20 protein-coding genes are annotated in these 22,448 nt (G+C 46.5%); 16 read left to right on the top strand and 4 right to left on the bottom strand.

Annotation, left to right across the window (positions count from 1 at the left end):
• Positions 1-581: 581 nt before the first annotated feature.
• Positions 582-1,328 (top strand): carboxypeptidase-like regulatory domain-containing protein, encoded by a 747-nt coding sequence (locus tag ACOJS8_RS22645; RefSeq protein WP_420150835.1) that lies wholly within the window; start codon positions 582-584, stop codon positions 1,326-1,328.
• Positions 1,329-1,357: 29 nt separating this feature from the next.
• Here ACOJS8_RS22645 and ACOJS8_RS22640 read toward each other — a convergent pair whose 3' ends face one another.
• A complete protein-coding gene (locus ACOJS8_RS22640; RefSeq protein WP_420150834.1) occupies positions 1,358-2,347 on the bottom strand; it encodes a YihY/virulence factor BrkB family protein in 990 nt (329 codons plus the stop codon).
• A gap of 200 nt (positions 2,348-2,547) precedes the next feature.
• Positions 2,548-3,498 carry a hypothetical protein gene (locus ACOJS8_RS22635; RefSeq protein WP_420150833.1) on the bottom strand — a complete coding sequence of 317 codons (951 nt, stop codon included), beginning with the start codon at positions 3,496-3,498 and terminating at the stop codon, positions 2,548-2,550.
• Positions 3,499-3,889: 391 nt separating this feature from the next.
• Here ACOJS8_RS22635 and ACOJS8_RS22630 point away from each other — a divergent pair, with 391 nt between their 5' ends.
• Both ACOJS8_RS22630 and ACOJS8_RS22625 read left to right on the top strand, forming a co-directional pair.
• Positions 3,890-4,228, top strand: a complete 339-nt coding sequence (locus ACOJS8_RS22630; protein WP_420150832.1) for a PadR family transcriptional regulator — start codon at positions 3,890-3,892, stop codon at positions 4,226-4,228.
• Between the two features lie 12 nt (positions 4,229-4,240).
• Positions 4,241-6,901, top strand: coding sequence for an ABC transporter permease (locus tag ACOJS8_RS22625; RefSeq protein WP_420150831.1), 2,661 nt, complete (start codon positions 4,241-4,243; stop codon positions 6,899-6,901).
• 71 nt (positions 6,902-6,972) lie between these two features.
• Here the strand turns inward: ACOJS8_RS22625 and ACOJS8_RS22620 are convergent, their stop codons facing one another.
• Positions 6,973-9,381, bottom strand: coding sequence for a TonB-dependent receptor domain-containing protein (locus ACOJS8_RS22620; RefSeq protein WP_420150830.1), 2,409 nt, complete (start codon positions 9,379-9,381; stop codon positions 6,973-6,975).
• Positions 9,382-9,718: 337 nt separating this feature from the next.
• On the opposite strand from ACOJS8_RS22620, the gene ACOJS8_RS22615 reads away from it, so the two are divergent.
• The 9 genes from ACOJS8_RS22615 to ACOJS8_RS22575 all read left to right on the top strand — a co-directional run bounded on the left by ACOJS8_RS22615 (position 9,719) and on the right by ACOJS8_RS22575 (position 18,745).
• Positions 9,719-10,057 carry a PadR family transcriptional regulator gene (locus tag ACOJS8_RS22615; protein ID WP_420150829.1) on the top strand — a complete coding sequence of 113 codons (339 nt, stop codon included), beginning with the start codon at positions 9,719-9,721 and terminating at the stop codon, positions 10,055-10,057.
• Positions 10,058-10,115: 58 nt separating this feature from the next.
• Positions 10,116-12,842 (top strand): ABC transporter permease, encoded by a 2,727-nt coding sequence (locus ACOJS8_RS22610; protein WP_420150828.1) that lies wholly within the window; start codon positions 10,116-10,118, stop codon positions 12,840-12,842.
• Between the two features lie 140 nt (positions 12,843-12,982).
• The gene (locus ACOJS8_RS22605; RefSeq protein WP_420150827.1) at positions 12,983-13,552 is read left to right on the top strand and encodes a Crp/Fnr family transcriptional regulator; all 570 of its coding nucleotides are present in this window, start codon (positions 12,983-12,985) and stop codon (positions 13,550-13,552) included.
• Positions 13,553-13,627: 75 nt separating this feature from the next.
• Complete coding sequence (locus tag ACOJS8_RS22600; protein WP_420150826.1) at positions 13,628-14,218, top strand: HD domain-containing protein; 591 nt, start codon at positions 13,628-13,630, stop codon at positions 14,216-14,218.
• A gap of 60 nt (positions 14,219-14,278) precedes the next feature.
• On the top strand, positions 14,279-15,928 hold the full coding sequence (locus tag ACOJS8_RS22595) for a DUF4980 domain-containing protein (RefSeq protein WP_420150825.1): 1,650 nt from the start codon (positions 14,279-14,281) through the stop codon (positions 15,926-15,928).
• Positions 15,929-16,413: 485 nt separating this feature from the next.
• Positions 16,414-17,052 (top strand): ankyrin repeat domain-containing protein, encoded by a 639-nt coding sequence (locus ACOJS8_RS22590; RefSeq protein WP_420150824.1) that lies wholly within the window; start codon positions 16,414-16,416, stop codon positions 17,050-17,052.
• A gap of 98 nt (positions 17,053-17,150) precedes the next feature.
• The gene (locus ACOJS8_RS22585; RefSeq protein ID WP_420150823.1) at positions 17,151-17,648 is read left to right on the top strand and encodes a DUF4199 domain-containing protein; all 498 of its coding nucleotides are present in this window, start codon (positions 17,151-17,153) and stop codon (positions 17,646-17,648) included.
• 69 nt (positions 17,649-17,717) lie between these two features.
• Positions 17,718-18,149, top strand: coding sequence for a VOC family protein (locus ACOJS8_RS22580; RefSeq protein ID WP_420150822.1), 432 nt, complete (start codon positions 17,718-17,720; stop codon positions 18,147-18,149).
• 218 nt (positions 18,150-18,367) lie between these two features.
• Positions 18,368-18,745: a bleomycin resistance protein gene (locus ACOJS8_RS22575; RefSeq protein ID WP_420150821.1), complete on the top strand. Its 378-nt coding sequence runs from the start codon at positions 18,368-18,370 to the stop codon at positions 18,743-18,745.
• 7 nt (positions 18,746-18,752) lie between these two features.
• Here the strand turns inward: ACOJS8_RS22575 and ACOJS8_RS22570 are convergent, their stop codons facing one another.
• Complete coding sequence (locus ACOJS8_RS22570) at positions 18,753-19,388, bottom strand: intradiol ring-cleavage dioxygenase (RefSeq protein WP_420150820.1); 636 nt, start codon at positions 19,386-19,388, stop codon at positions 18,753-18,755.
• A 211-nt stretch (positions 19,389-19,599) separates the two neighbouring features.
• On the opposite strand from ACOJS8_RS22570, the gene ACOJS8_RS22565 reads away from it, so the two are divergent.
• From ACOJS8_RS22565 to ACOJS8_RS22550, 4 genes are read left to right on the top strand one after another with little or no spacing between them, the layout of a single operon-like run.
• On the top strand, positions 19,600-20,667 hold the full coding sequence (locus ACOJS8_RS22565; protein ID WP_420150819.1) for a sensor histidine kinase: 1,068 nt from the start codon (positions 19,600-19,602) through the stop codon (positions 20,665-20,667).
• A gap of 40 nt (positions 20,668-20,707) precedes the next feature.
• The gene (locus tag ACOJS8_RS22560) at positions 20,708-21,181 is read left to right on the top strand and encodes a hypothetical protein (RefSeq protein WP_420150818.1); all 474 of its coding nucleotides are present in this window, start codon (positions 20,708-20,710) and stop codon (positions 21,179-21,181) included.
• The gene (locus tag ACOJS8_RS22555; RefSeq protein ID WP_420150817.1) at positions 21,178-21,675 is read left to right on the top strand and encodes a hypothetical protein; all 498 of its coding nucleotides are present in this window, start codon (positions 21,178-21,180) and stop codon (positions 21,673-21,675) included. The genes ACOJS8_RS22560 and ACOJS8_RS22555 overlap by 4 nt, the downstream gene beginning before the upstream one ends.
• A 7-nt stretch (positions 21,676-21,682) precedes the next feature.
• A complete protein-coding gene (locus ACOJS8_RS22550; protein ID WP_420150816.1) occupies positions 21,683-22,420 on the top strand; it encodes a LytR/AlgR family response regulator transcription factor in 738 nt (245 codons plus the stop codon).
• Positions 22,421-22,448: the final 28 nt, after the last annotated feature.

Here is a 22,448-nt window from a genome sequence, read left to right as displayed (position 1 = left end):
TGACTAAGGAAGTGCTGTACAAACGTAGTACACGAAAGAAAATCAGCCAAGCGATTCACCCTGCTACGTAGTGAATGGTTAATCAGCCCTTACTACGGATCATTCACCAGTTTATACGGTTGATGTAGCTTTTGTGCGGTTTGATACCAATGCTAATTGAAACCCCTATGATACTCAGCTATTATTGCATCGTTCATTTCTATCCACACCACCTACCCATTGCTTCACCACACCATTCACTCCCTACCCGATGGCTTAATGAATCGCTAAGCCGTCGGGTAGGGAACCTTCCCTCCCGAACCCTGCGATACCTTTTTTATCTTAATCACATCGACCACTGATTTCCTCTGGCATAACGAACAGGCGCTAATCAATAGTAAACAAAAAAGCACAGTTTCCGATACACACATCGTTAAGCCTACCGTTTAGTAACTTAACATAGCCAAGGTTGAATTCTTACTAATTTAGCAGCCGTACAGAATGACTGTTGATTGGTTTGGTATACAACGGGGTCGGCCAATACAAATAGCTTGGCTGATTTTGCTTAACGGCTCACTTGATTGAAGAATTTAGATTTAACCATGTATAAAATCGTCGCAATCACTTGTCTGATTGGGCTGTCATTCTTAGTATCCTGCAGTCAAAATTCCAATGAAAATCCTGCTCCGGCGGGTGGCGTTCTATCAGGAACGGTTCAGCTTTGGGACGATAAAACAAACACGCTGACTGACAATAGCAACGTAGTAGTCACAGTCGATAATCTGGCCAGTACCAGTGCTGTTACTGACGCCAGTGGTAAGTATTCGTTCGCCAGTCTACCCTACGATCTTCATGATTTTACGTTTACGAAAGCTGGCTATGGTACGTACAAACTTTATGGCGTATCGCACAGCAGCAATGCCAACGGTACTACGTTACCGGCCATACAACTAGGTAAGCTCGCTACGACGTCTGTTACGTCGCTTACAGTATCGGGCAGCACGTACAACGGCAGTCCGGGTGTGAGTGTGTTGTATTCCGTTGCTCCAACACCGACAGCCACAAACCGAGCATACGTCCGGTATTTTTTAAGCACCACTGCCGACGTTTCGAACACGAAGTATATGTATGCATCACCGATTTTGTCAGTACTGAATAACAACACAACCGGCGGATTTACGAAAGAGGATCTTTTAACAGCAAGTTTTAAGAGTGGTCAAACAATTTATATCCGCTTGTATGGCGATTCCGTTCAGAGCAACAGCTATACCGATCCTAATGTAGGTGTCCGGGTGTTTCCCAATATTAATACAACTACAGTGCCGGCTATTTCTTTCGTAATGCCTTGATCCATCGTGCTGGCCTCTACGACGCTACGTTATTTCTTCGCTTCTTCCACTTTTTTCGCGATCGGTATCGCTGATACGTCACGCTCGCGTTCGGTTTGCTCGACGTATACGGCATAATCCGCTGGCTCGATTTTAACGCCAAAATGGTTAGCATAGGCCAGTGTAAATTCAGCCCCGAAATACAGAATTGCAGCTGTATAATAAATCCAGGTCAGAATAACGATCAGCGAACCAGCAGCCCCGTAGGTTGAACTGGTGCTGGTTGTTTCGATATACAGGCCAATCAGATAACGACCAAGCATAAAAAGAAGGGCCGTAAAAATAGCCCCCCAGCGTACATCCTTCCAACTGATTTTAGCATCGGGCAGTACCTTGAAAATGACAGCGAATAGAACCGTAATGACTGCTGTACTGACCAAAAAATTAATAGCGCTAATTACATAAACGCCAAGGCCTGGCAAAAAACGGGTTAGTTGATCACTCAGCGCCAATATGACACCATTCACAATTAAGGACACCAGTAGCAGGAAACCCAGACTAATAATTAGTGAGGACGATAATAACCGGTCTTTAAGCAATTTGAGCCAACCACGCTTGGGTTTGGGTTTAACCCGCCATATCATATTTACTGAATCCTGAATTTCGACGAAAATACTGGTGGCACCGACAAGCAGGGTCACAATACCTACAATCAATGCCGTATTGGTTTTTCCTGATAAACCTACACTTTTGATCATATCCTGAACCTGCTTAGCGCCTTCGTTGCCTACCAACCCATTGATTTGGCCAAATATCTGCCCGCGAATGGCTTCTTCTCCAAAGAAAATGCTGGCCAATGAGATAATCAGAACCAGCAATGGAGCCAACGAGAAAATCGTATAATACGCCAGAGCTGCACTTAACTTCAGGCATCGGTCGTCGATAAAGGCGTTAAAAGCGTCTTTTAAGACTACCCAGGCGTTAGCAAAAAAACCTTGCTGGTCGGCCTGCTTTTTAGGGCTGGCAGTTTTCGTTTTCATAGGTATCGAATCGGCGAACAGTCTGTTGTAAAATTGCGCCAGTGTATTTGCCATAAGTCTATTAGCTAAAAGCAATAGCTGCCTGCCAAACTGTAGCTACAGTTTGGCAGGCAGCTTCAGTTACCCTGATAACTAAAACGAAGCCTGGTTGTTACCTAAAATAAGCTAATGAAATAGCCCTTATTCTGGCCTTACTACTTCTAATTCTTTTGTTTAGATAAATCAGCAAGCCATTGTCTGGCAAATACCTGCGCTTCGGCAACGGGCTCTTTGCCAAGTCGGTAAAGGAATTTCCACTCGGCGGGTTTACGCTCATAGACCGGATTGGCAAAAGCCTGTTTACGTCCCATAGGCACTAGCCGGGCCTCGAAATCAACGGACTCGCTCAGCGCAATAAAATCCTCCAGCCGTTTTTTCAGCAGTGGTTTAAAATCAGCGTGTGCGTCGAATTCCGCCTTTTTCCTATGTTCCTCGGCCAATCGCTCCCTGTCCAGCTCAGGCGTAGTGGATTGATTCACGGTTGCCTGCATTTGCTGTTTTAGCCAGGCCAGATACTGCTTCTTAAACTCTACCGCAGGGAGTGCCAGCATTTTTTTAAGACTTGCCACGCGCTGCGCCTGTATCGTTCGCTCGCTGCCTTCGAGCGAAGCAAGTTCCTGCTCCTGCTGGCCTATCTGCGACTGAGCCGCCATTTTTAACATGGCGGGGTCCATATGAGCAAAACCCTGATCCATCGCGGCTAGCTGGGTGCTCATCTGGCCTTTCATTACGTCTTTTTGTGCTTCATTCTCCTGCTTCTTTTTAGCTATACCTTCTTCCGTATAAGCTTCATCATATGGATACGTAGCGCGCAGGTCCTGGAGCCATTCGTTTTTAAAAACCGACGATTCGACGTAAGCCCGGACGGCCTTGCCTAAAGCACGTACCGTAGTAGCGCGAGAACCTTCCGGAATGCGGTGCGCCACCTGTCGCATTGAATGGGTAGCGCTGAAGAAAAACCATTTTTCTTCTTTCAAATTGAGCAGAACATCCTGCCGAATCTTGGGCATTTCGATGCCTAACTCAGTCGTTACGTCGCCGGGATTAGCCGCCATTAACCAGAAGCTGGCACCGATGAGCGTTAGAGCGAATACGTTTTTAATTGATTTCATGGTGTTGATAAAAAGCGGAAAGGGGTGTTAACGATGAATGCAACAAAGTTGGTTTACCCTTGGCCGTTGCGAAAGGATACTTGTCATCAGTTGATAGAAACAATGCTTAAACTGATTCTTTTAACGTAACAGGCTTATCCGCCGACGCTTGCGCTGTGCTTAGCTTTACTATACAGATGTCCCCAGAACCGCTTCAGGTCATCACCGCTACGTTACCATCACCCTATCTGACGTAGTACAAATCCTGTTCAGTAGTGGACAGATACTGTACGATTTCGGACAAGTAGTAATTGCCGAAAAAGCTTCTAATCATGGCTAAAGCTGTTTTATAGTTTTGGCAGGAGATTTGTTTTGCATAATTACAACTAATCATTCCTAGCGATTAAATACTATGCGCAGGTCCTTTTTAGGCGAGTTTGAGGAAATTGTTTTGTTGGTTGTAGCGGCCTGTCCAGCCGAAGCGTATGGCGTTACAATCTGGGAAGACGTTCAGCAGCAAACCGGACGTTCGATTACGATGAGCGCTGTTCACGCTACGTTATACCGGCTCGAAGAGAAAGGATTTCTAACGTCAACGATGGGGGGCGCTACTGCCGAACGAGGTGGCCGTCGCAAACGATTTTTTACGCTGACGGCTTTGGGCGTCCGGGCGTTGAACGACATTCAGGAAGTACGTAGTCGTCTTTGGCAGGCTATTCCGCCGGGCAAATTTCAACTGATGGGTTTTTAAACAGTACTACGTATGAAAACCACTCCTCGAACTCCTGATCCTCCCCGCTGGGCCGACTGGCTCCTGGAAACTTGTCTGAGTCCCCGTCTGCTGGAAGATGTGCAGGGAGATTTACATGAAGTTTTTTATAAGCGTATTGATGAAGTTGGCCTGTCCAAAGCGCGTCGGGAGTATGGCTGGGCCGTTTTGCATTACCTCCGCCCGTACTTTCTCAAGCCGCTTCGACGTAGCGGCAACCGCTACAACTCGGAATATCCCTCTCCGGAATGCCGGACCACATTCTTACTCAATCCAGACATGTTACGTAACTATTTTAAAATTGCCTGGCGCAACATCGCGCACAACAAATCCTTTTCAACAATTAATATTCTCGGACTTGCGCTGGGAATGGCCTGCAGTCTGCTCATCGGCCTTTGGATTCAGGATGAATTCAGGGTAGATGCCTATCATGCCAACGGACCACAGCTTTACAACGTAATGGAGCGTCAGTTTTACGACGGCAAGGTCGATGCCGGTTCCGGAACTCCTGCCTTACTGGCCGATGAACTGAAAAAAGAATTTCCCGAGATTGTCTACGCGGCCAACCTTTCGTGGGAAGAGGAACGAACATTTTTGGTAGGCGATAAATTAAACAAAGAGAAAGGAAGATCCGCCGGAGCCGACTGGTTTAAGATGTTTAGCTTTCCCTTGCTGGCGGGTACTGCCGAAACGGCGCTGAGTGCGCCAACGAATATTGCCATTTCCCAAAAACTGGCCGAAAATTATTTTGGCAGCCCGGAGGCCGCTATGGGGCAAAGCATCCAGATTGATGGTAAAGACGTTTATCAGGTCAGTGCAGTTTTTGAAAATATACCGCAGAACAGCTCAGAAACTTACGATTATCTGCTCAGTTGGCCGGATATACTGAGACGTAACGAATGGCTCAAGGAATGGGGCACAAATGCCGCCGAAACCCGCATTATGCTTCAGACCGACCGCAACGGCGTAATGGCCAACCCCGGTCGTCTGGAAGCCAAGATGAAGTCGTTTCTGAAAATCAAAAATCCAGGCATGGCAAAGCACGGGCTGGACGTTCAGCTTTTCCTGCAACCATACCAGGATGCGTACCTGTATTCTAATTTCAAGAATGGATATCAGGACGGCGGACGTATTGAATATGTCCGGCTGTTTGGCATCGTGGCGGTGTTTATTCTGCTGATTGCCTGCATCAACTTTATGAATCTGGCTACGGCCCGTTCCGTCAAACGAGCCCGCGAAGTGGGCGTTCGAAAAGTGGTTGGGGCTGGACGTAGCTGGCTGATTGGTCAGTTTATCGGTGAAGCGCTGGTGCTGACGGCGCTAGCACTGTTGATAGCCGTTGGGGTTGTGTGGTTGTTGTTACCGACGTTTAATAGCCTGACCGACAAACAGATTACGTTCCGCTTTACCGACGCTACGTTCTGGGGAATACTACTCGGAATGACGCTCACTACGGGCCTGATTGCGGGCAGTTATCCGGCACTTTTCCTGTCGTCGCTCAATCCGATTCGGGTTCTGAAAGGGAGTGTTCGGTTTGGTTCGGGGGCTCGTCTTTTCCGGCAGGGGCTGGTGGTTTTTCAGTTTGCCTTGTCGATGCTGCTGATTATCGGCACGATTATCGTTTATCGACAAATCGATTTTATTCAGACCAAAAACCTGGGTTTCGATCGGGATGGCATGGTGTATCTGTCTTCCGAAGGCGAACTGATCGAGAAGTATGATCTCTTCAAGCAGGAGTTGCTGCGTATGCCTGGTATTCAGTCCGTAACCAAAATGGATGGAACCCCTACTAATGGATTCGGTAGTACGGGCAATGTGCAGTGGCCGGGTAAAGATCCGATGGCGAGCATCTGGTTTCAGTTCTCAACGGTTGACTACGATTTTACAAAGACGTTGAAAGTAAAGGTGACCGGACGCGATTTCTCGAAAGCGTTTGGGGCCGATTCTGCCAATTTCCTCATTAACGAAACCGCTGCCCGACGTATCGGCTACCGCGATCCCATCGGTAAGCCATTAACCATGTGGGGTAAACCCGGAACGATTGTTGGTGTCATTTCCGATTACCATCAAAGCTCCATGCACACGCCCATCGAACCGTTCATTGCCAAACTAGGCAAAGGAAAAAGTATTATCGTTCGTATCCAGCCGGGCCAGGCCAAACAGGCACTGGCAAGCATGGAAACGCTGACGCGGCAGATGAATCCGAAGTTCCCATTTCGCTACCGATTCGCGGATGAAGCCTTTCAGCAATTATACCGTAGCGAAACGATTGTAGGGACGCTAGCTAATTACTTCGCGTTTCTGGCCATTTTCATTTCCTGTCTGGGCTTGTTCGGGCTGGCAGCTTTTATGGCCGAGCAACGTACCAAAGAGATCGGCGTTCGTAAGGTGCTGGGCGCATCGGTAACCAGCGTCGTTACGTTGCTTTCGCAGGATTTCCTTAAGCTAGTGTTCGTCGCTATCGTTATCTCCTCACCCGTTGCCTGGTTTGCTATGAACCGCTGGTTGCAGGATTATGCCTACAAAATTGATATAGAATGGTGGATTTTTGCCCTATCCGGACTGCTGGCCATCGGCATCGCGCTGCTAACAATCAGTTTTCAGAGTATTAAAGCCGCGCTGGTCAATCCGGTAAAATCACTACGTAGTGAATAAATAGCATAGGGCAAAGGGGTTTGGGCATGGGGCTTTTTTACCCTCTGCCCAAACCCCTTTGCCCTACGCCATTAATTATTCCCCTCGCCAGCTTTCTTATCGTCGTTACTGATCCGCTTTTTCTGGCGTTGGTTGCTGTTCATTTTCCCGAATTCGTATTTAAGGTTCAGGCGCCAGCCCCGACGATACAGCGCTACGTCCTGCGTCTGCACGAAATTGGGTCCAACAAAGTCATTACGCCAGTTGATGGTTTCGTTGAACGGGATGTCGTAGCCAAAGCCGATGGTCGCTTTTTTGTTGAGGATTTCCTTTTGCATCACTACGTTGTAGTAACCAAAACCAACATATGTACCCTGCAAACCAACCCGGGCCGAGTTGTAAAAACCGAAAAGCTGCGCTTTGTAGCCTTTGCCAAAATCGATGGTTGAGTTGAGGTTAATCCGGTACATCCAGTCGGCGTTACGTGCCTTTAGCTCCTTGCTTTCCAGTATGTTATAAAACACATTGAGCGAACCGTTTATCGACCATTGCTTGATGATTTTAGTGTTCGCGCTCAGGTTCAGGCCATACGCCGAATTTTGCGCTACGTTCTGAAAAATTTGTCTCAGCACACCCTCATTATCGACCGTATTGACACCTTCGATAGCGTTGTTCGTCTGACGCAGAAAGAAGGACGCGTTGATACTCGTTTGCTTGATCGACACGCTATAATTGGCTTCAACAGAATGAGTTAGCTCGGGGGCCAGATAAGGGTTGCCGCCATACTGATTCTTGGAATCGGCCTGATTGACGTAAGGATTCAGGTAGTAAAACTGCGGACGCTGAATCCGTTGCGAATAATTCAGCCGTATCTTCTGTTCTTTTGGCAAACTCCGCGACAAACTGATACTCGGAATCAGGTTTCCGTACGTATTGTTGAAAGACGACGTACCGTTCAGAAAATTAGCCTGGATAAATGTATGCTCATACCGGGCGCCCAGGTTTATGCCCCACTTTTTCTTTGACGTGCGGTTATACACAACGTAAGCCGCGGCAACCTGCTGGGCATAATCAAATACGTTGGCCAGCGCCGGATTGTCAACAAAGTCGGTCGATCCATCAACGGCGCTGGCTATACGATAATCGCTCAGGATTTGCCGAAAGATCGTTTTGGTGCCCAGTTCGAGCGTGCTCGCGCTATCCAGTGGATTCGTGAAATCCAGTTGAACCGTGCCTTCTTTGTTATTACTGATGTTGAAGCTCTTTTCGCGATAATAAATCGAGTTGTTTCGATTCAGCAGATTAGACCAGTAATCGCTGTCTTCGCCCTCGAACGAATACAGCATCAGAAGCGTGAGCTCTTTTTTAGGCTTTTTGAATAGGCGCGTATAATCCAGATTAACCGTAGCGCCTGACCAGTCGTAGGTGCGGCTCATGTCCCGACGAAAATATTGCCCGACAATACCCCGACGACTTTCTTCAAAGTTGATATCAAAGCCGTTGGTATTGTCTCCATTGTAATAGTTCAGTCCTGCACCAAGCCGATTCAGCGAATCAATGTCCCAATCAGCAGTGAAGGTGCCGTAAAAATTTTGCCCATTGCCCAGTACCCACTGCGTCTGATTCTGATTCGTAATGGTATCGCCCGTCATGAACGAACGTAGCTGTTGCATATATCGCTTGTTTCTCCAGTCGTTATAACCGGCATTCGCAGACAGGCTGATGCTTTTCATTCGGTGGTTCAACGTAGCATTCTGCCAGTTATTCCACTGACCGAAATTAGGGCTGATGGAGCCGTTGGTGCCCTGCAACGTGTTTTTCTTGGTAATGATATTGATGATCCCTGCCGTACCTTCTGCATCGTATTTTGCCGACGGCGACGTAATGACTTCGACCTGCTTGATGATGTCGGCCGGAATTTGCTTCAACGCATCGGAAATGCTACGTGCCACTATGCTGGACGGTTTGTTGTTGATGAGCACTTTAATGTTTGCGCTACCCCGTAACTGTACATTCCCTTCAAGGTCAACGGCTATCGACGGGATTTTCTTCAGTACGTCCGTAGCGTCACCGCCTTTGATACTAATGTCTTTTTCGGCATTGTACACCATCCGGTCAGCCTTTTCTTCGAACAGCGCCTTCTGTTCCGTTACGGTCACTTCGGCTAGTTTCTGAACCGTTTGCGCCAGCCTGATCACGCCAACTTCTACATCCTGCCCCGCCACTACGTTCACTTTGTCTATTGTTTTTGTGGTGTAGCCCACAAACGAAACCTGAATGGCATAATGACCAGCATCGACTTTTTGAAAGGTAAAGCTTCCTTTGGCATCCGCCGTTACGCCGTGGATCGGTTTGCCTTCTTTGAGAAGCGCCACCGTTGCAAATTCGACAGGTTTGTTCGCGGTCGAATCGAGCAGCAGACCAGAAATTTTGGCGTTTTGAGCCAACAAAAGGCCGGTACTCGACGCGAACGCCAGTATAACAAGTAGTAAAGATTTCATAGGATTGGCTGGTTAGCGCCAGCGTGTGTTGGGTAGATATTTTGATTTATGTGGTGCATTAATGACGCCAGTTGCGGAGAAACGTTGCACACTTTTCTGCAAAAGATTAAAAATGAATTAAGCGGAAGCTCGAATGACGAACGTCTGATACATTATCGGCAGAAGGAAACGCATTATTGGGTGCGAAAAATTGTCCCTCACCGGACAGGAGATGTCCATTTACGGACAGGAACACTCTCTCGTATCGTAGAAAGATGCCCTTTACTGAGCACCTGAGCCTTATTATGTATCTGGCCGCAGATTTGTACGATAAAATGTAAACTAATCAGTCGATCTCATGCGACGAACGTATTTAGGCGAGTTTGAAGAAGTGGTTTTAATGATGGTTGCCATTCTGGATGGAGAAGGCTACGGCGTTACGATCAGTCAGGCGCTGGAAGAGCACACGGGCCGAATTGTTACGTTCGGTACGGTTCATAACACGCTGATCCGCCTGGAGGAGAAAGGGTTTGTGCGATCTGAACTGGGTGGTGCCACCGCCGAACGCGGTGGCCGACGCAAGCGACTGTTTCGGATTACAGCCCTGGGAAATCGGTCACTTCAGGAAATTCAGCAGCTTCGTCAGGAGCTCTGGCAACTGATGCCACCTAATACGCTTCGACTTGGTGGTATATGAATGGCAAAGGGCATAGGGCAAAACGCCTACCGCACCCCAACTCGTTTTTCCCTGTCTCATGCCCTTATCCCTCTGCCCCACACCCATGAATCCACCGCGCTTTGCTCACTGGCTACTCACCAAACTCCACCCCACCGATACACTGGAAGAGGTGGAAGGCGACCTCGACGAACTCTATACGTACTGGTTAAAACGTAGCGGTAAAACGCAGGCTACACTGCGGTATCTGCTCAACGTAGTGTCAGTACTGCCGCCTTTTGTGCGCCGACGAAAACGGGAATATAATAATGACCCAACCTCTTCAACCCTTAGCCCTGTTATGATCCGGAATTATTTCAACATCGCCATCCGTACCTTATTGCGAAATAAGCTTTATACTACGCTGAACGTAGCAGGTTTAGCCTTTGGACTCACCTGTTTTTTATTGATTTGGCTGTATATTTTTGACGAACTCACATTTGATCAACAGCACAGAAACGCTGGCCGGATATACCGAGTCATTGAGCACAAAAGCGAAAAAGGAGAAGAGACCACCGTTGCTGCCGCCAGCTACAAGCTGGCCGAGGAATCAAAGAAAATGATTCCGGAAGTAGAAAACATTACCCGACTTCAACGCGCGGGACGAGCCAATCTTATTAATCCTGAAAACCCGGTAAATTTCCAGGAAACGGTTACCGTTGCCGACGAAAACTTTTTACAGATTTTCGATTTCCCTTTGCTATCCGGCGATAAGCAGATTGCCTTGCAGGAGCCGAATTCTATCATCATTACCGAAGATCTGGCGATGCGGCTCTTTGGGCAGACGGCTGTTTTGGGGAGAACGCTGGAATTCAGCCACATGGAAAATTCTCCTCTGAAGATTACAGCCGTCCTGAAAAATCATCCCGGCAATTCAAGTTTCAATTTTAATTCAATCGTTTCTGAAGCTTCTCTCCGGAATACAGATTACTATCAGCAGGCAGTGTCAACTGACTGGACATCAGCCAATTTCAGCGTCTACACATTGGTAAAGCCGAATGCCGACCCGGAATCAGTTGCAGCCAAGATAAATCAGATTGTTCATAGCCATACCAAACCCGAAACGGGCACAACGTTCAGCTACAGTCTTCAGCCCTTGAACGACATGCATCTGCATTCTGAAGGTATCATTGATGGTGCTCGTAACGCCAATGTAGAGGCCATTCCGCAGGGAAACCCAGTCTACATTACTATTTTTTCCTTCATAGCCATTTTTGTACTAAGCATTGCGGGCATCAATTACATGAATTTAGCGACCGCACGAGCGTCTAATCGCACCAAAGAAATTGGCGTCCGTAAGTCAATCGGTGCAGTACGTAGTAATCTGGTTTATCAGTTCCTGTTCGAAGCGCTTTTAGTGACCAGCCTTGCTTTTGTTCTGGGGGTGATTTTTGTCAATATTCTGTTGCCCTTCTTCAACCAGTTCACTGGGAAACAGCTTTCGCTGAGCTTTAGCACTAACTACCGGATCTGGGTCGGAGTCGGAGCCGCCACCGTATTGATTGGGTTATTATCCGGTAGCTATCCGGCTTTTCTACTATCGGGATTTAAGCCCGTTTCCTTGCTGAAAGGCATGAGAATTAATCCCGGAGGCAGCCTGAGTTTACGAAAAGGCCTGGTGGTTTTTCAGTTTGCCATCGCTACCGTTCTCATTATCGGCACCATCGTACTGTATCGGCAAGTTCAATTTATGAGCACAACCGATTTAGGGTTCAATAAAGATTTACTCGTGGTTATTGATGTCAATACGGGTAAGGCAAGAAGCGGTTCCGAGACTATCAAAGCCGAAATGAGTAAAATTCCTACCGTGAAAACTATTTCGGTTACCTCCCGCGTGCCAGGCGAATGGAAAACGTATCGGACAGTTAAAATCAACAATCAGGGTAATGGCGATGATCAGAAAGTCGCTTACTTTTTCGGTGCTGATAAAGACTTTTTGAAAACATTCGAAGTAGACCTGGTAAAAGGGCGGAATTTTAACAACCTGACGGATTCAACGGCCGTATTGCTGAACGAAACGGCGGCCAAACTGCTCAACATTACCGAACCGTCTGACCAGCTGGTTGAAATACCTGCTGCGTCGTGGGGTGGTGGTTTTCAGCCGCTTAATGAAAAAAATAGCCCGTTTACAGCCCGGGTGGTTGGCATTGTCAAGGATTTCCATTTTCAGTCATTACGTACTAAAATAGAACCTCTGGTGCTCGCTTATAGCTACAACCCGATCCAACCCGTTGATTATTACACGGCCCGCATTGACGCCAGGAACATACCCGCTACGCTGGAACAGTTAAAAGCACCTTTGGTCAGGGCCGATAAAGATGAGCCCTTTGAGTACCATTTTCTCGATGAACAACTGGCCTTGTTTTATCTCGAAGATGAACGTCGACAAACCCTGTTAATCTGGGTTGCGCTGGCTACTGTTTTCATCGCCTGCCTGGGCCTTTTTGGGTTGGCCACGTATTCGGCCGAACAACGTATCAAAGAAATTGGCGTTCGGAAAGTATTGGGAGCCAGTGTAATGAATCTGACATTTTTGCTTTCGATGGACTTTTTAAAGCTGGTCTTGATTGCCAATTGCCTTGCTTTTCCGATTGCCTGGTGGGCTACCGGCCAATGGTTGCAGGAATATGCCTATCACATTAACTTAAGTTGGTGGATGTTTGCTTTGGCGGGCGTGCTTGCTGTTGGCATTGCGTTACTCACAGTCAGTTTTCAAAGCATTAAAGCCGCGTTGATGAATCCGATTAAATCGCTACGTAGCGAATGAGCTACCAGCGCCGACCGGTTGTATTCATTTGGCTCCAAAGACATTAAAAACATAAGGCGATGTCGTTTTTAAAAAGACATCGGAATGGTCCCTGCTGCTATAGTTTTGTGTCAGGCGGTGTACATTCTTAGCTTTGATTAATGGACGAACTTTTCACCTACTTGCGACAGTTTGGGTACCTTGACTCTCGACAACAGGAACTGATTGCGGCTAAGGCCAAACGCAGGACCATTGCTAAAGGAGCTTACTTTGCAGAAGCAGGAAAAATTTCCACTCAGATAGGATACGTAACGGACGGAATTTTCAGAGTTTGTTACTACGACAAACTAGGCGACAGTTTCACCCGGTACTTTATTTACGAAAATAGATTCATTGTCGATATGAACAGTTTTCGCGATGAAATTCCATCAGCTGAGTACATTGAAGCCATCACAGATTGTCAGATTCTGACCTTCTCCAAAGACGACTTTACTCAGCTTTCTGCACTCATTCCCGAATGGCACGATATATTCGTTAAAATCACGGCCTACGTGCTGGAGAATAAGCTGAAGTTTACCAGCAATATGCTGGTGCAGGACGCCCAAAAAAGATACCTGAATTTTCTTGATCATTACCCAGGACTGGCCAATCGTGTCCCGCTCAATATGCTGGCTTCTTATCTGGGCATCACTCCATCCTCATTGAGTCGGATACGAAAAAACATTCTCTAACGTCTTTCTTGCCAATTGGCAATTGCGTTTACATCCACACCCCTCAATTTTGCCTCATCATAAAAATACAGACAGATGAAATCTACAAATCTTTTCAGGCAGATTGAGTTCATCAAGGAAGTGGATAAGCTCAAATACATTCTTCGCAAGACGAAGCTATTGAATAGTGATCGAAACGAGAATGATGCAGAACATAGCTGGCATTTGGCCTTGATGGCAGTGGTTTTAGCCGAGCATGCCAATTTTCCGGTTGATTTACTCAGGGTTATTAAGATGCTTCTGATCCATGATATTGTCGAGATAGATGCCGGTGACACTTTCATTTATGACACCCAGAAAAGCCACACCAATACGGAAGAAGAAAGAAAAGCGGCTAAACGAATCTTTGGGTTATTACCTGATCATCAAGCCAGTGAGTTGACCGCCATTTGGGAAGAGTTTGAAGAAGGACAAACCAACGAAGCAAAGTTTGCCCGAGCCATGGATCGCTTGGAACCTCTGCTCCAGAATACGTCGAATAATGGCGGTACCTGGAATGAGTTCGGCGTGAATTATGAAAAGGTGTACGCAAAAAAACAAGTGATCGCACAGGGTTCTGACCAAATCTGGCGCTACGCTGAACAGCTAATCAATGATAGTGTTGAAAAAGGCATCCTGAAGAAGTAAAGTATGCAGGGAAAGTATAAATAGCGTTACGTGTTCTTCCGATTTATATACCTGCATCAGATGAAATTACTTACTACGTGTATAGCCCTCGTTACGTTGATAGCAGTTGGCAGTTGGTCACTCCAGGCGCAACCTGTTTCCATACAGATTACGAAGCGCTATCTGAACCTGCCTGTAGCACAAGCTCAAAACAGAGGAACCATGACGTTCAGGTTACAGGACAAACCCGAACGTTCGTTCAAGATTCGGCTAGCGGCAGATAAACCCGATTACTGGGTGTTTTGCGACATGAAAGCCCTTCAGGGCAAGAGCATCACAATCAGCTATGACGGCAATGTAGCTGGCTTAAGTAAAATCTATCAGGCAGATAACATTGCTGGGCAGGATTCAATCTATAGCGAGAAAAATAGGCCACAATACCACTTTTCTACCCGTCGGGGCTGGATCAATGACCCGAATGGCATGATCTTCTACGAAGGCGAATACCATCTGTTTTATCAGCATAATCCGTACGAACGCGAATGGGAAAACATGTCGTGGGGGCATGCCGTCAGTAAGGATATGATTCATTGGGAGGAGTTGCCCACGGCTCTTTCTCCCGATAGTATGGGCACCATGTTTTCCGGATCTACCATCATTGATTATGACAACACGGCTGACTTTAACCGGGGAAATGTACCTGCTATGGTCGCTTTTTTTACCGTCGACAGTCCCGAAAAACAGGTTCAGTGCATGGCGTATAGCCTGGATAAAGGCCGTACCTGGACAAAATATGCTAAGAATCCGCTGATCGACTCAAAAGCGAAGTGGAACAGCAAAGACACGCGCGATCCCCGCGTATTCTGGTACAAACCTTCCCAACATTGGGTGATGGTTCTGAACGAACGGGATGGTCATTCGATCTACACGTCTAAGAATCTGAAAGAATGGACGTATCAAAGCCATTTGACGGGTTTCTGGGAATGCCCCGACTTATTCGAGTTGCCCATTGATGGCGATAAGAACCGTACCAAATGGGTCATCTACGGGGCTTCTGCTACGTATATGACGGGCGCGTTCGACGGCAAAACCTTCACTCCCGAATCTGGCAAGCATTATTATACAACGGGCAGTATTTATGCGGCTCAAACCTTCGCCAATATGCCTGAAAGCGATCCACGACGTATTCAGATTGGGTGGGGACGTATTGCACAACCCGGAATGCCGTTTAACAACATGATGCTGCTTCCAACCGAACTTCAGCTACGTAACACCAAAAACGGTTTGCGCCTGACCAGTACGCCCGTGGCCGAATCCAAGCAACTCTTCGATCGGATCGGGCAATGGTCGTCGCTATCTAGTACCGAAGCCAACGAAAAGTTAAAATCCGTGCCTTCTCTGGATCGGTTCCGGCTGAAAACAACTCTTAAATTATCGCACGCTACCAGTGCAGGACTTTCCCTTTCCGGTCAGCGAATACTGGATTATGACATGAATAGCAACCTGGTTAACGGCGTTTTTTACTCGCCCGAAGACATGACCAGTATGGAAATTACAGCCGATATCTATGTAGATCGGACTTCGATTGAGGTGTTTATCGACGGGGGTGCTTACTCGTATTCGCTTGAACGGAAACCCGTATCGACAAGCAAAGAAGGACTTCAGTTCTGGGGCAATCGTATCGACGTCAAAAACCTTGAACTCTACACAGCCAAATCCATCTGGAAATAAATACTGTCAATTCTTGGTTTAAGCAACGGATAATACATTGGAGCTGATCAGGCTATAAAATCTCTCCCGCGTCGGGACGACAATTATACATTCATTTTTAACAGAATTACCAGCCAAAATAAAACCTTGGACAGCTTCAATAAATAAAGCCAGACGACGCGAAGTCACCTGGCTTTTTTAGATCGCTTCGTAGAACGGTTATTATCGAAAATCAGGTGCCTTTCACAGCATCCCCGTCTATCAGCGACTTAATGTATGTATAACCTGGCTAATTCGGAATTGTTTACCGACTGCTGAAAAATTTCAAAAATTTTTCAGCAAGTATCACCCCATAAGAATAGAATCCACTGACTGGCTGACTACTACGTTCAAAAATTGGCGAGACGCGTAGAAAAAAAGTTGCAAAAGACAAAACGTAAAAAGGTTACGTTTTGTGGGTCATACTATTGCAGAACATCCCTGCAAACGGTAAACAACTCATAACTATGTCGCTACGTAAACTTATTGCCAGTCAAGACATTGAGGGCATCAGACAGGCTCTTGAGCAGAATCCTGCACTTGCGAACGAAGGCCTTCCCTACGATGACCACAACACTGCAAAAGCACATCCGCTTCACCGCATTTGCGACGATGTATTCAGCAAAATTTACTCAGACGACGAGGCCGTCGAGTTGGCAACACTGCTGCTGGAACACGGGGCTAACGTCGATGGGTATGAACTGGTCAAAAATCAGGATACGCCCCTATTGGCAGCTGCCAGTTTATACGCCGAAAACGTAGGCATTTTATACGCAAACAGAGGGGCCACGATCAATCATCCCGGCTGTTATGGTGGGACGGCTCTGCACTGGGCTGCGTGGACAGGGCAGGATAAACTGGTGAAGCGGCTCATCGAAGCGGGTGCCGACATCCACAGACGATGTACTACGTTCGAAGGTACGCCACTCCTGTGGGCGGTGCATGGTAGTAAACAGGGTGGACCGGAGAACAGCCGAAATCAGATCGCCTGCGTACAACTGTTATTAGCTGCCGGTGCCGATAAAAACACACCCAATAAAGAAGGAACTCCCCCCATCGACTTTCTGGACAAGGAAGATAACGAACTGCGGGCGCTGCTGAGCTAAACCTGTAATCGAGCATTTACCATCGTTAGCAGTAAAGCAGTTTCTCATTTAATGAGTCGCCATCATCACTTCGTAAAATCCTCCTAAATCTAAACAAAATGGTTGAGAACTATAAAATCGAAATTAAATGGGCAATCCTCTTTTCAATTATGGTTTTGCTCTGGATGATTCTGGAAAAAATTAGCGGTCTCCACGGGAAATATATCGACTATCATTTATACCTGACTAATCTGTTTGCCATTCCTGCCATCTGGTTTATCGCTTTGGCGCTAAAGGATAAAAAGAACAATTTCTTCGGTGGCAAAATGACCTACAAACAAGGTCTGATTTCAGGTATTATTTTATCTGTATTGATTGCACTGCTTAGCCCAATAACGCAATGGATTACGTCATACCTGATTACGCCCGACTATTTCCCGAATGTGATTAAGCGATCGGTTGAAATCGGCTATTACAAAACAACCGCTGAAGCTGAAGCAAATTTCAACTACAGAAATTATGCAATTCAGGGGGCAATCGGTTCGCTGATAATGGGCGTTGCTACAACCGCAATCGCTATGCTTTTTATTCGCACAAAACCAGCTACAGTCTCTTGATAAGCAAGCACTTATACATCTTCATTTTGACGTCAGTTTTTCGAATTTTCAACTTAACTATGAACATATATGGCTACTACAAACACGTATTTACATTTTGACGGAAATTGCGAAGAGGCATTTAATTTTTATAAATCCGTATTCGATGGAGAATTTAATTACGTAGGTCGATATGAGGAAGTGCCTGAGAGCGACGACTATAAAGTCCCTGAAAAGGACAAAAACAAAATAATGCACGTATCGTTACCCATCGGCGAATCCATTCTGATGGGAAGTGACAACCTCGAAGCGTACGGAAATTCTTTTGTAAAGGGCGACAATTTTTCAGTCTCGATTACTGCCGAAACGAAAGAAGAAGCGGATAGAATTTTCAATAGTCTGTCTGTAAATGGCCAGGTCACCATGCCGATGAACGACACGTTTTGGGGCGACTATTTTGGAATGTTAGTCGATAAGTTTGGCATACAATGGATGATGAGTTATAATGAGAATCAACAATAGAAACTGTTTATATTTTTCTCACAATTGAGTATTTTTTATTATTCTGACGACAGTAGTAAAGTTGAGATTCCTACTGTCGTCAGAATAACAAATCTGCCTTGGTTTTACCCAGGATTAATAGATCACAACTGCTTCATCTTAGTTCTTGAATAGTTTTCACCAGCAAAATTTGTCAACAAAAATAACGTCGATTATTAACGTAATGAACGTCTGTGCTTATGAAACTAATCCCGTTGTTCAAGTGTCGAAATATGCCCGAAGCCATTACGTTCTATACGACGATTCTCGACTTTACACTTAAATATCCGCACGCATCGGCCAGCGATTGGGTAGTGAACCTGGTCAATGGCGTGGCTGAACTTCAGCTCACTACGCTGGAAAGCGATACGTTATTTGGCAACGTAGCGAATGTGCGGGTTCTCGATGTCGATACGTTGTTTCGCTACTACGTTGCACGAGGACTGGATGCATCAGGACGGGAGAATTCTCCTGTACATCATGACCCTGTCGATCAGACGTGGGGCATGCGGGAATTTTACGTAACAGACCCTAGCGGCAATACGCTACGATTCGGTCAGCCGATTGTCAATACGTAGCAGCAATCTACTGGCTTGTAGGGTAGTTGGGAATATTTTTGCCGAGGTAGATATGTCGTTCCGTTTTGTACATATTACCAACATCTTTAAGCTTCAGAATACCGCTACCGCCCCGATTATCAAGTTTCTGCTGTTTCTCTGGCGTCAGTAATGGGTCATCGTCAAACACGTATTCGTCGATGTAATACTCCGGCAGGCCAGGTTCTTTAATTGTTACATGAATATGCGCCGGGTCCGAATGACCGGGGTACGGTGCCGGACGTAACGTAACGAATTTGTACTCGCCTTTTTCGTTTGTACGCATCCAGCCGCGAATGGAACCGTGTCGTTTCTCCCAGCCTTTAGCGTCCGCTTTTGTCGTATAGTGCCCGGTCTGGTCGGTGTGATACACGTAGATGATTACGTTTGGGGCGGGCGTTTTTCCATCGGCTTTATAAACGACGCCATTTATTCCCAGTGGCTTCTTGCCGTCCCACGTAGCGTCGGGGAGTTTGACGACGGCTTCCAGTTTGTTGAATGGAACCGGACTTTCGTGAATAGCCTCACAGCCTTCGCAGGGGCCGCCAACTTTTTTATCCTGCCCGAAGCTTATTAACGTAACAAACAACGTAGCAACCAGCAGTTTGACTTGTTGGGTTTTCATCATGAATAGGTTTGATGGTGTTTTCGGAAATCCTGGACAAAGCAACTACGGACAAATTTCATCGCAAAAAATAGTAGACCAACATCCTGAAAAGTAGACGAATAGCAAGCGTTGTTTTCGTTCATCTACTTTTTTGGGTGTTGCTCTATATAATTTTCAGGGTGTTTTTCTTTTGTGTTCATTTACATCGAATTACAAATCAGAAAACACCATGGATTTTCTGGATCGCCGACTAAAAATACCCTTAACAAACCGTACAACTACGGTTAAATATGCCCTCGTTCACACAGCATATTGGGTGCTTATTACCGGATTTTTCCTTTACGAAAAACGCTACCTGCTCTATAAGGCCGGTCTACCATATTTTGCAGCCTGTGTAATCATCCGGGTGGTGTTGCTGATTGCCATTGCCTACCTGAACATCCACTATTTTCTGCCACGTTATCTGCTTACTGGTCGCTATTGGCGGTATTTTAGCTTAGTGATTCTTTCTATTCTGGGTTATTTATTCGTTCAGACAGTTTACGACTTTGTCATTTATGGCTTTATCATTGCTCCCACGCGAAACCGCGATTGGGTAGAAACGCTGTCGTACAATTTTTTCAGTACGCTGTGGTATCTCGGTCTGATGGTGCCGCTGAAATTGAGCATCGACTGGTACGAGCAGCAACGCACTCTTCAGAAAATTGCCGTCGAAAAGTTACAGGCGGAGGTCAACTTTCTACGTTCACAGGTGAACCCGCATTTTCTGTTCAATATCCTGAATAACCTCTATGCCTTGACGCTCAAAAAGTCAGATCTCGCTCCCGATATGGTGCTGAAACTATCGGAAATGATGGAGTATATGCTTTACGACAGCGACGACGCCAAAGTGCCACTCGAAAAAGAAATCGGTTATTTACAGAATTACATTGAACTGGAAAAAATACGCTGCGGTGACCAGTCGGATATTGCTTTAAAAATCAATGGGAAGCCCAACGGTCAGGAAATTGCTCCGCTATTGCTGCTGCCCCTGGTTGAGAATGCATTTAAACATGGCGTCGGCAGGCAATCGGAAAATTCGTGGCTGCACGGTACGCTGACTCTAAACTCGACAGCGATCGAAATGACCGTCGAAAACAATAAACCCGCCAGCGCAACAGAAGCTCCGAAAGGAGGCATTGGACTAACCAATTTGCGAAAACGACTGGAGTTACTGTACCCCGGACGCTACAGCCTTCAGACCGAAGAGCGCAGCGATACGTATCGAGCCGCGTTGTCTATTCAATTCGCTGATTGATATGATTTAGATATTGCCTAAAAACAAAAACTAACAGCTGATGAAAACCCTCAAAATCAGTACGTTCCTGTTGCTGGCAACTTGTTTTATTCAGGCCAGCCGCGTTTCGCCCGACCCGGTAACATTTGTAGGAAGTACACCCTGTGATATGATTCCGAGAAACATGCTTTCGATTCCAATCAATGCTGATTGTGAATTCATCAAATGGAATCTGGCGCTACGTCGCGATCCACGCAATCAGGCCCCTACTACGTTCAGACTCAGCTATACGTATGGCCTAACGCAGCCCAACACAACCGGATTTCGCAATAACGGAACCAGCCAGACTAAAGAAGGCAACTGGTCCATCCGAAAAGATGCCAGCAATAAAGAGACGTATCGCCTGAACGCAACGACGCCTGAAACCAGTATCACATTCGCCAGACTGGACGACAATCTGATCCACCTGTTAGACTCACAGGGAAAACTAATGATTGGTCATGCTGGCTGGAGCTATACCCTCAACAGAAAATGAGAAACGTTGTATTTTTTCTGTTGCTCACTTCCGTAGTGAGTCTTTACGCGCAGGATGCCCGTCAAACGAACGTCCCATCGAAAACAACGTCGCGCAAGCCAATTGCCAGTGGACCATCAGTGCTGGGTGTGTTTGCCGGTCGTTTTCCCTGCGCCGAACTAGCTAAAGACTGGAAACTTACCGTTAGTCCAGAATGCTGGAAAGTGAAATGGGCACTAACACTTTTTCAGGACTCCGTTACGCACCAGCCCACTACGTATCATCTGCTTGGCACGTTGAATCGGCAGGCAGCGCGCGAAGGGAAATGGTCGTTTGTAAAAGGGACGCCATCCGACCCGGAAGCCATTGTCTATCAACTCGACTCCGACACACCCGACGTATCAGTGTATATTCTGAAAGGTGACGACAACGTACTGTTTATTCTCGACCAGCAACGACGGATGCGCGTAGGCGATGAAAATCTGAGCTATACGCTGAATCGAATCGTGAACTAATTCCCGTATGTTAAAATGCGTAATTATTGATGATGAACCACTGGCTCGCGAAGTGCTGGAGGAATATCTCGCGCGGCTGAACTTTATAGAACCAATACGTTCATTTGGCAATGCCCACGATGCACTAGTGTATCTGGAAAATCACGAAGCAGACGTACTGCTTCTGGACATCGAAATGCCTGGCATGAATGGAATTGATTTCCTTAAATCGCTCTCGCAGCCGCCCATCACTGTTTTTACAACGGCCTATCGAGATTATGCGTTTGAAGGGTTTGAACTTGGCGTCATCGATTTCTTACTAAAGCCAATTGCTTACTCCAGATTTTTACAGACCGTCGAAAAAATCCGGGATTTTCTGACCCTGAAAACGCAAAACGTTCGGCTTGAAAATAGCCCAGTAGAAACCCTGCCGGGAACAACCCGGACCGAATCAATTTTTGTCAAGAGTGGCACACAACGTATCAAGCTCAATTTTGAGGACGTAACCTACATCCAGGGCCTGAAAGATTACGCAATTATTCACGCAACTACTGGCAAAATTGTTATCAAAGGCTCGATCAAAGCCATGCACAGTATTTTCCCGGAGAGCCGCTTTCTTCGAGTGCACAAATCCTTTATCGTCGCGAAAGCATCCGTAGTCCGGATGGAACGAAATCGGCTAATACTATCTGATAATCAACCTATTCCTCTCGGACGTAATTATAAAGATGATATAGAAACCATCTTAATTGATCGTAAAAAATAGGAGTCTGGACACGTAGCAGAACATAAGT

Origin of the sequence: Spirosoma sp. (genome assembly GCF_048594605.1) — a bacterium.
Lineage (GTDB): Bacteria > Bacteroidota > Bacteroidia > Cytophagales > Spirosomataceae > Spirosoma.
Note: the sequence above shows the minus strand (reverse complement) of the source record. Positions and strands in the feature narration are given on the sequence as shown.

Coding starts and splice junctions, on each gene's coding strand:
- ACOJS8_RS22555 (WP_420150817.1), top strand. CDS start 21,178: ATGAGAAACGTTGTATTTTTTCTGTTGCTCACTTCCGTAGTGAGTCTT.
- ACOJS8_RS22590 (WP_420150824.1), top strand. CDS start 16,414: ATGTCGCTACGTAAACTTATTGCCAGTCAAGACATTGAGGGCATCAGA.
- ACOJS8_RS22645 (WP_420150835.1), top strand. CDS start 582: ATGTATAAAATCGTCGCAATCACTTGTCTGATTGGGCTGTCATTCTTA.
- ACOJS8_RS22620 (WP_420150830.1), bottom strand. CDS start 9,381: ATGAAATCTTTACTACTTGTTATACTGGCGTTCGCGTCGAGTACCGGC.
- ACOJS8_RS22615 (WP_420150829.1), top strand. CDS start 9,719: ATGCGACGAACGTATTTAGGCGAGTTTGAAGAAGTGGTTTTAATGATG.
- ACOJS8_RS22550 (WP_420150816.1), top strand. CDS start 21,683: ATGTTAAAATGCGTAATTATTGATGATGAACCACTGGCTCGCGAAGTG.
- ACOJS8_RS22585 (WP_420150823.1), top strand. CDS start 17,151: ATGGTTGAGAACTATAAAATCGAAATTAAATGGGCAATCCTCTTTTCA.
- ACOJS8_RS22575 (WP_420150821.1), top strand. CDS start 18,368: ATGAAACTAATCCCGTTGTTCAAGTGTCGAAATATGCCCGAAGCCATT.
- ACOJS8_RS22605 (WP_420150827.1), top strand. CDS start 12,983: ATGGACGAACTTTTCACCTACTTGCGACAGTTTGGGTACCTTGACTCT.
- ACOJS8_RS22640 (WP_420150834.1), bottom strand. CDS start 2,347: ATGAAAACGAAAACTGCCAGCCCTAAAAAGCAGGCCGACCAGCAAGGT.
- ACOJS8_RS22580 (WP_420150822.1), top strand. CDS start 17,718: ATGGCTACTACAAACACGTATTTACATTTTGACGGAAATTGCGAAGAG.
- ACOJS8_RS22630 (WP_420150832.1), top strand. CDS start 3,890: ATGCGCAGGTCCTTTTTAGGCGAGTTTGAGGAAATTGTTTTGTTGGTT.
- ACOJS8_RS22610 (WP_420150828.1), top strand. CDS start 10,116: ATGCCCTTATCCCTCTGCCCCACACCCATGAATCCACCGCGCTTTGCT.
- ACOJS8_RS22570 (WP_420150820.1), bottom strand. CDS start 19,388: ATGAAAACCCAACAAGTCAAACTGCTGGTTGCTACGTTGTTTGTTACG.
- ACOJS8_RS22635 (WP_420150833.1), bottom strand. CDS start 3,498: ATGAAATCAATTAAAAACGTATTCGCTCTAACGCTCATCGGTGCCAGC.
- ACOJS8_RS22565 (WP_420150819.1), top strand. CDS start 19,600: ATGGATTTTCTGGATCGCCGACTAAAAATACCCTTAACAAACCGTACA.
- ACOJS8_RS22625 (WP_420150831.1), top strand. CDS start 4,241: ATGAAAACCACTCCTCGAACTCCTGATCCTCCCCGCTGGGCCGACTGG.
- ACOJS8_RS22600 (WP_420150826.1), top strand. CDS start 13,628: ATGAAATCTACAAATCTTTTCAGGCAGATTGAGTTCATCAAGGAAGTG.
- ACOJS8_RS22560 (WP_420150818.1), top strand. CDS start 20,708: ATGAAAACCCTCAAAATCAGTACGTTCCTGTTGCTGGCAACTTGTTTT.
- ACOJS8_RS22595 (WP_420150825.1), top strand. CDS start 14,279: ATGAAATTACTTACTACGTGTATAGCCCTCGTTACGTTGATAGCAGTT.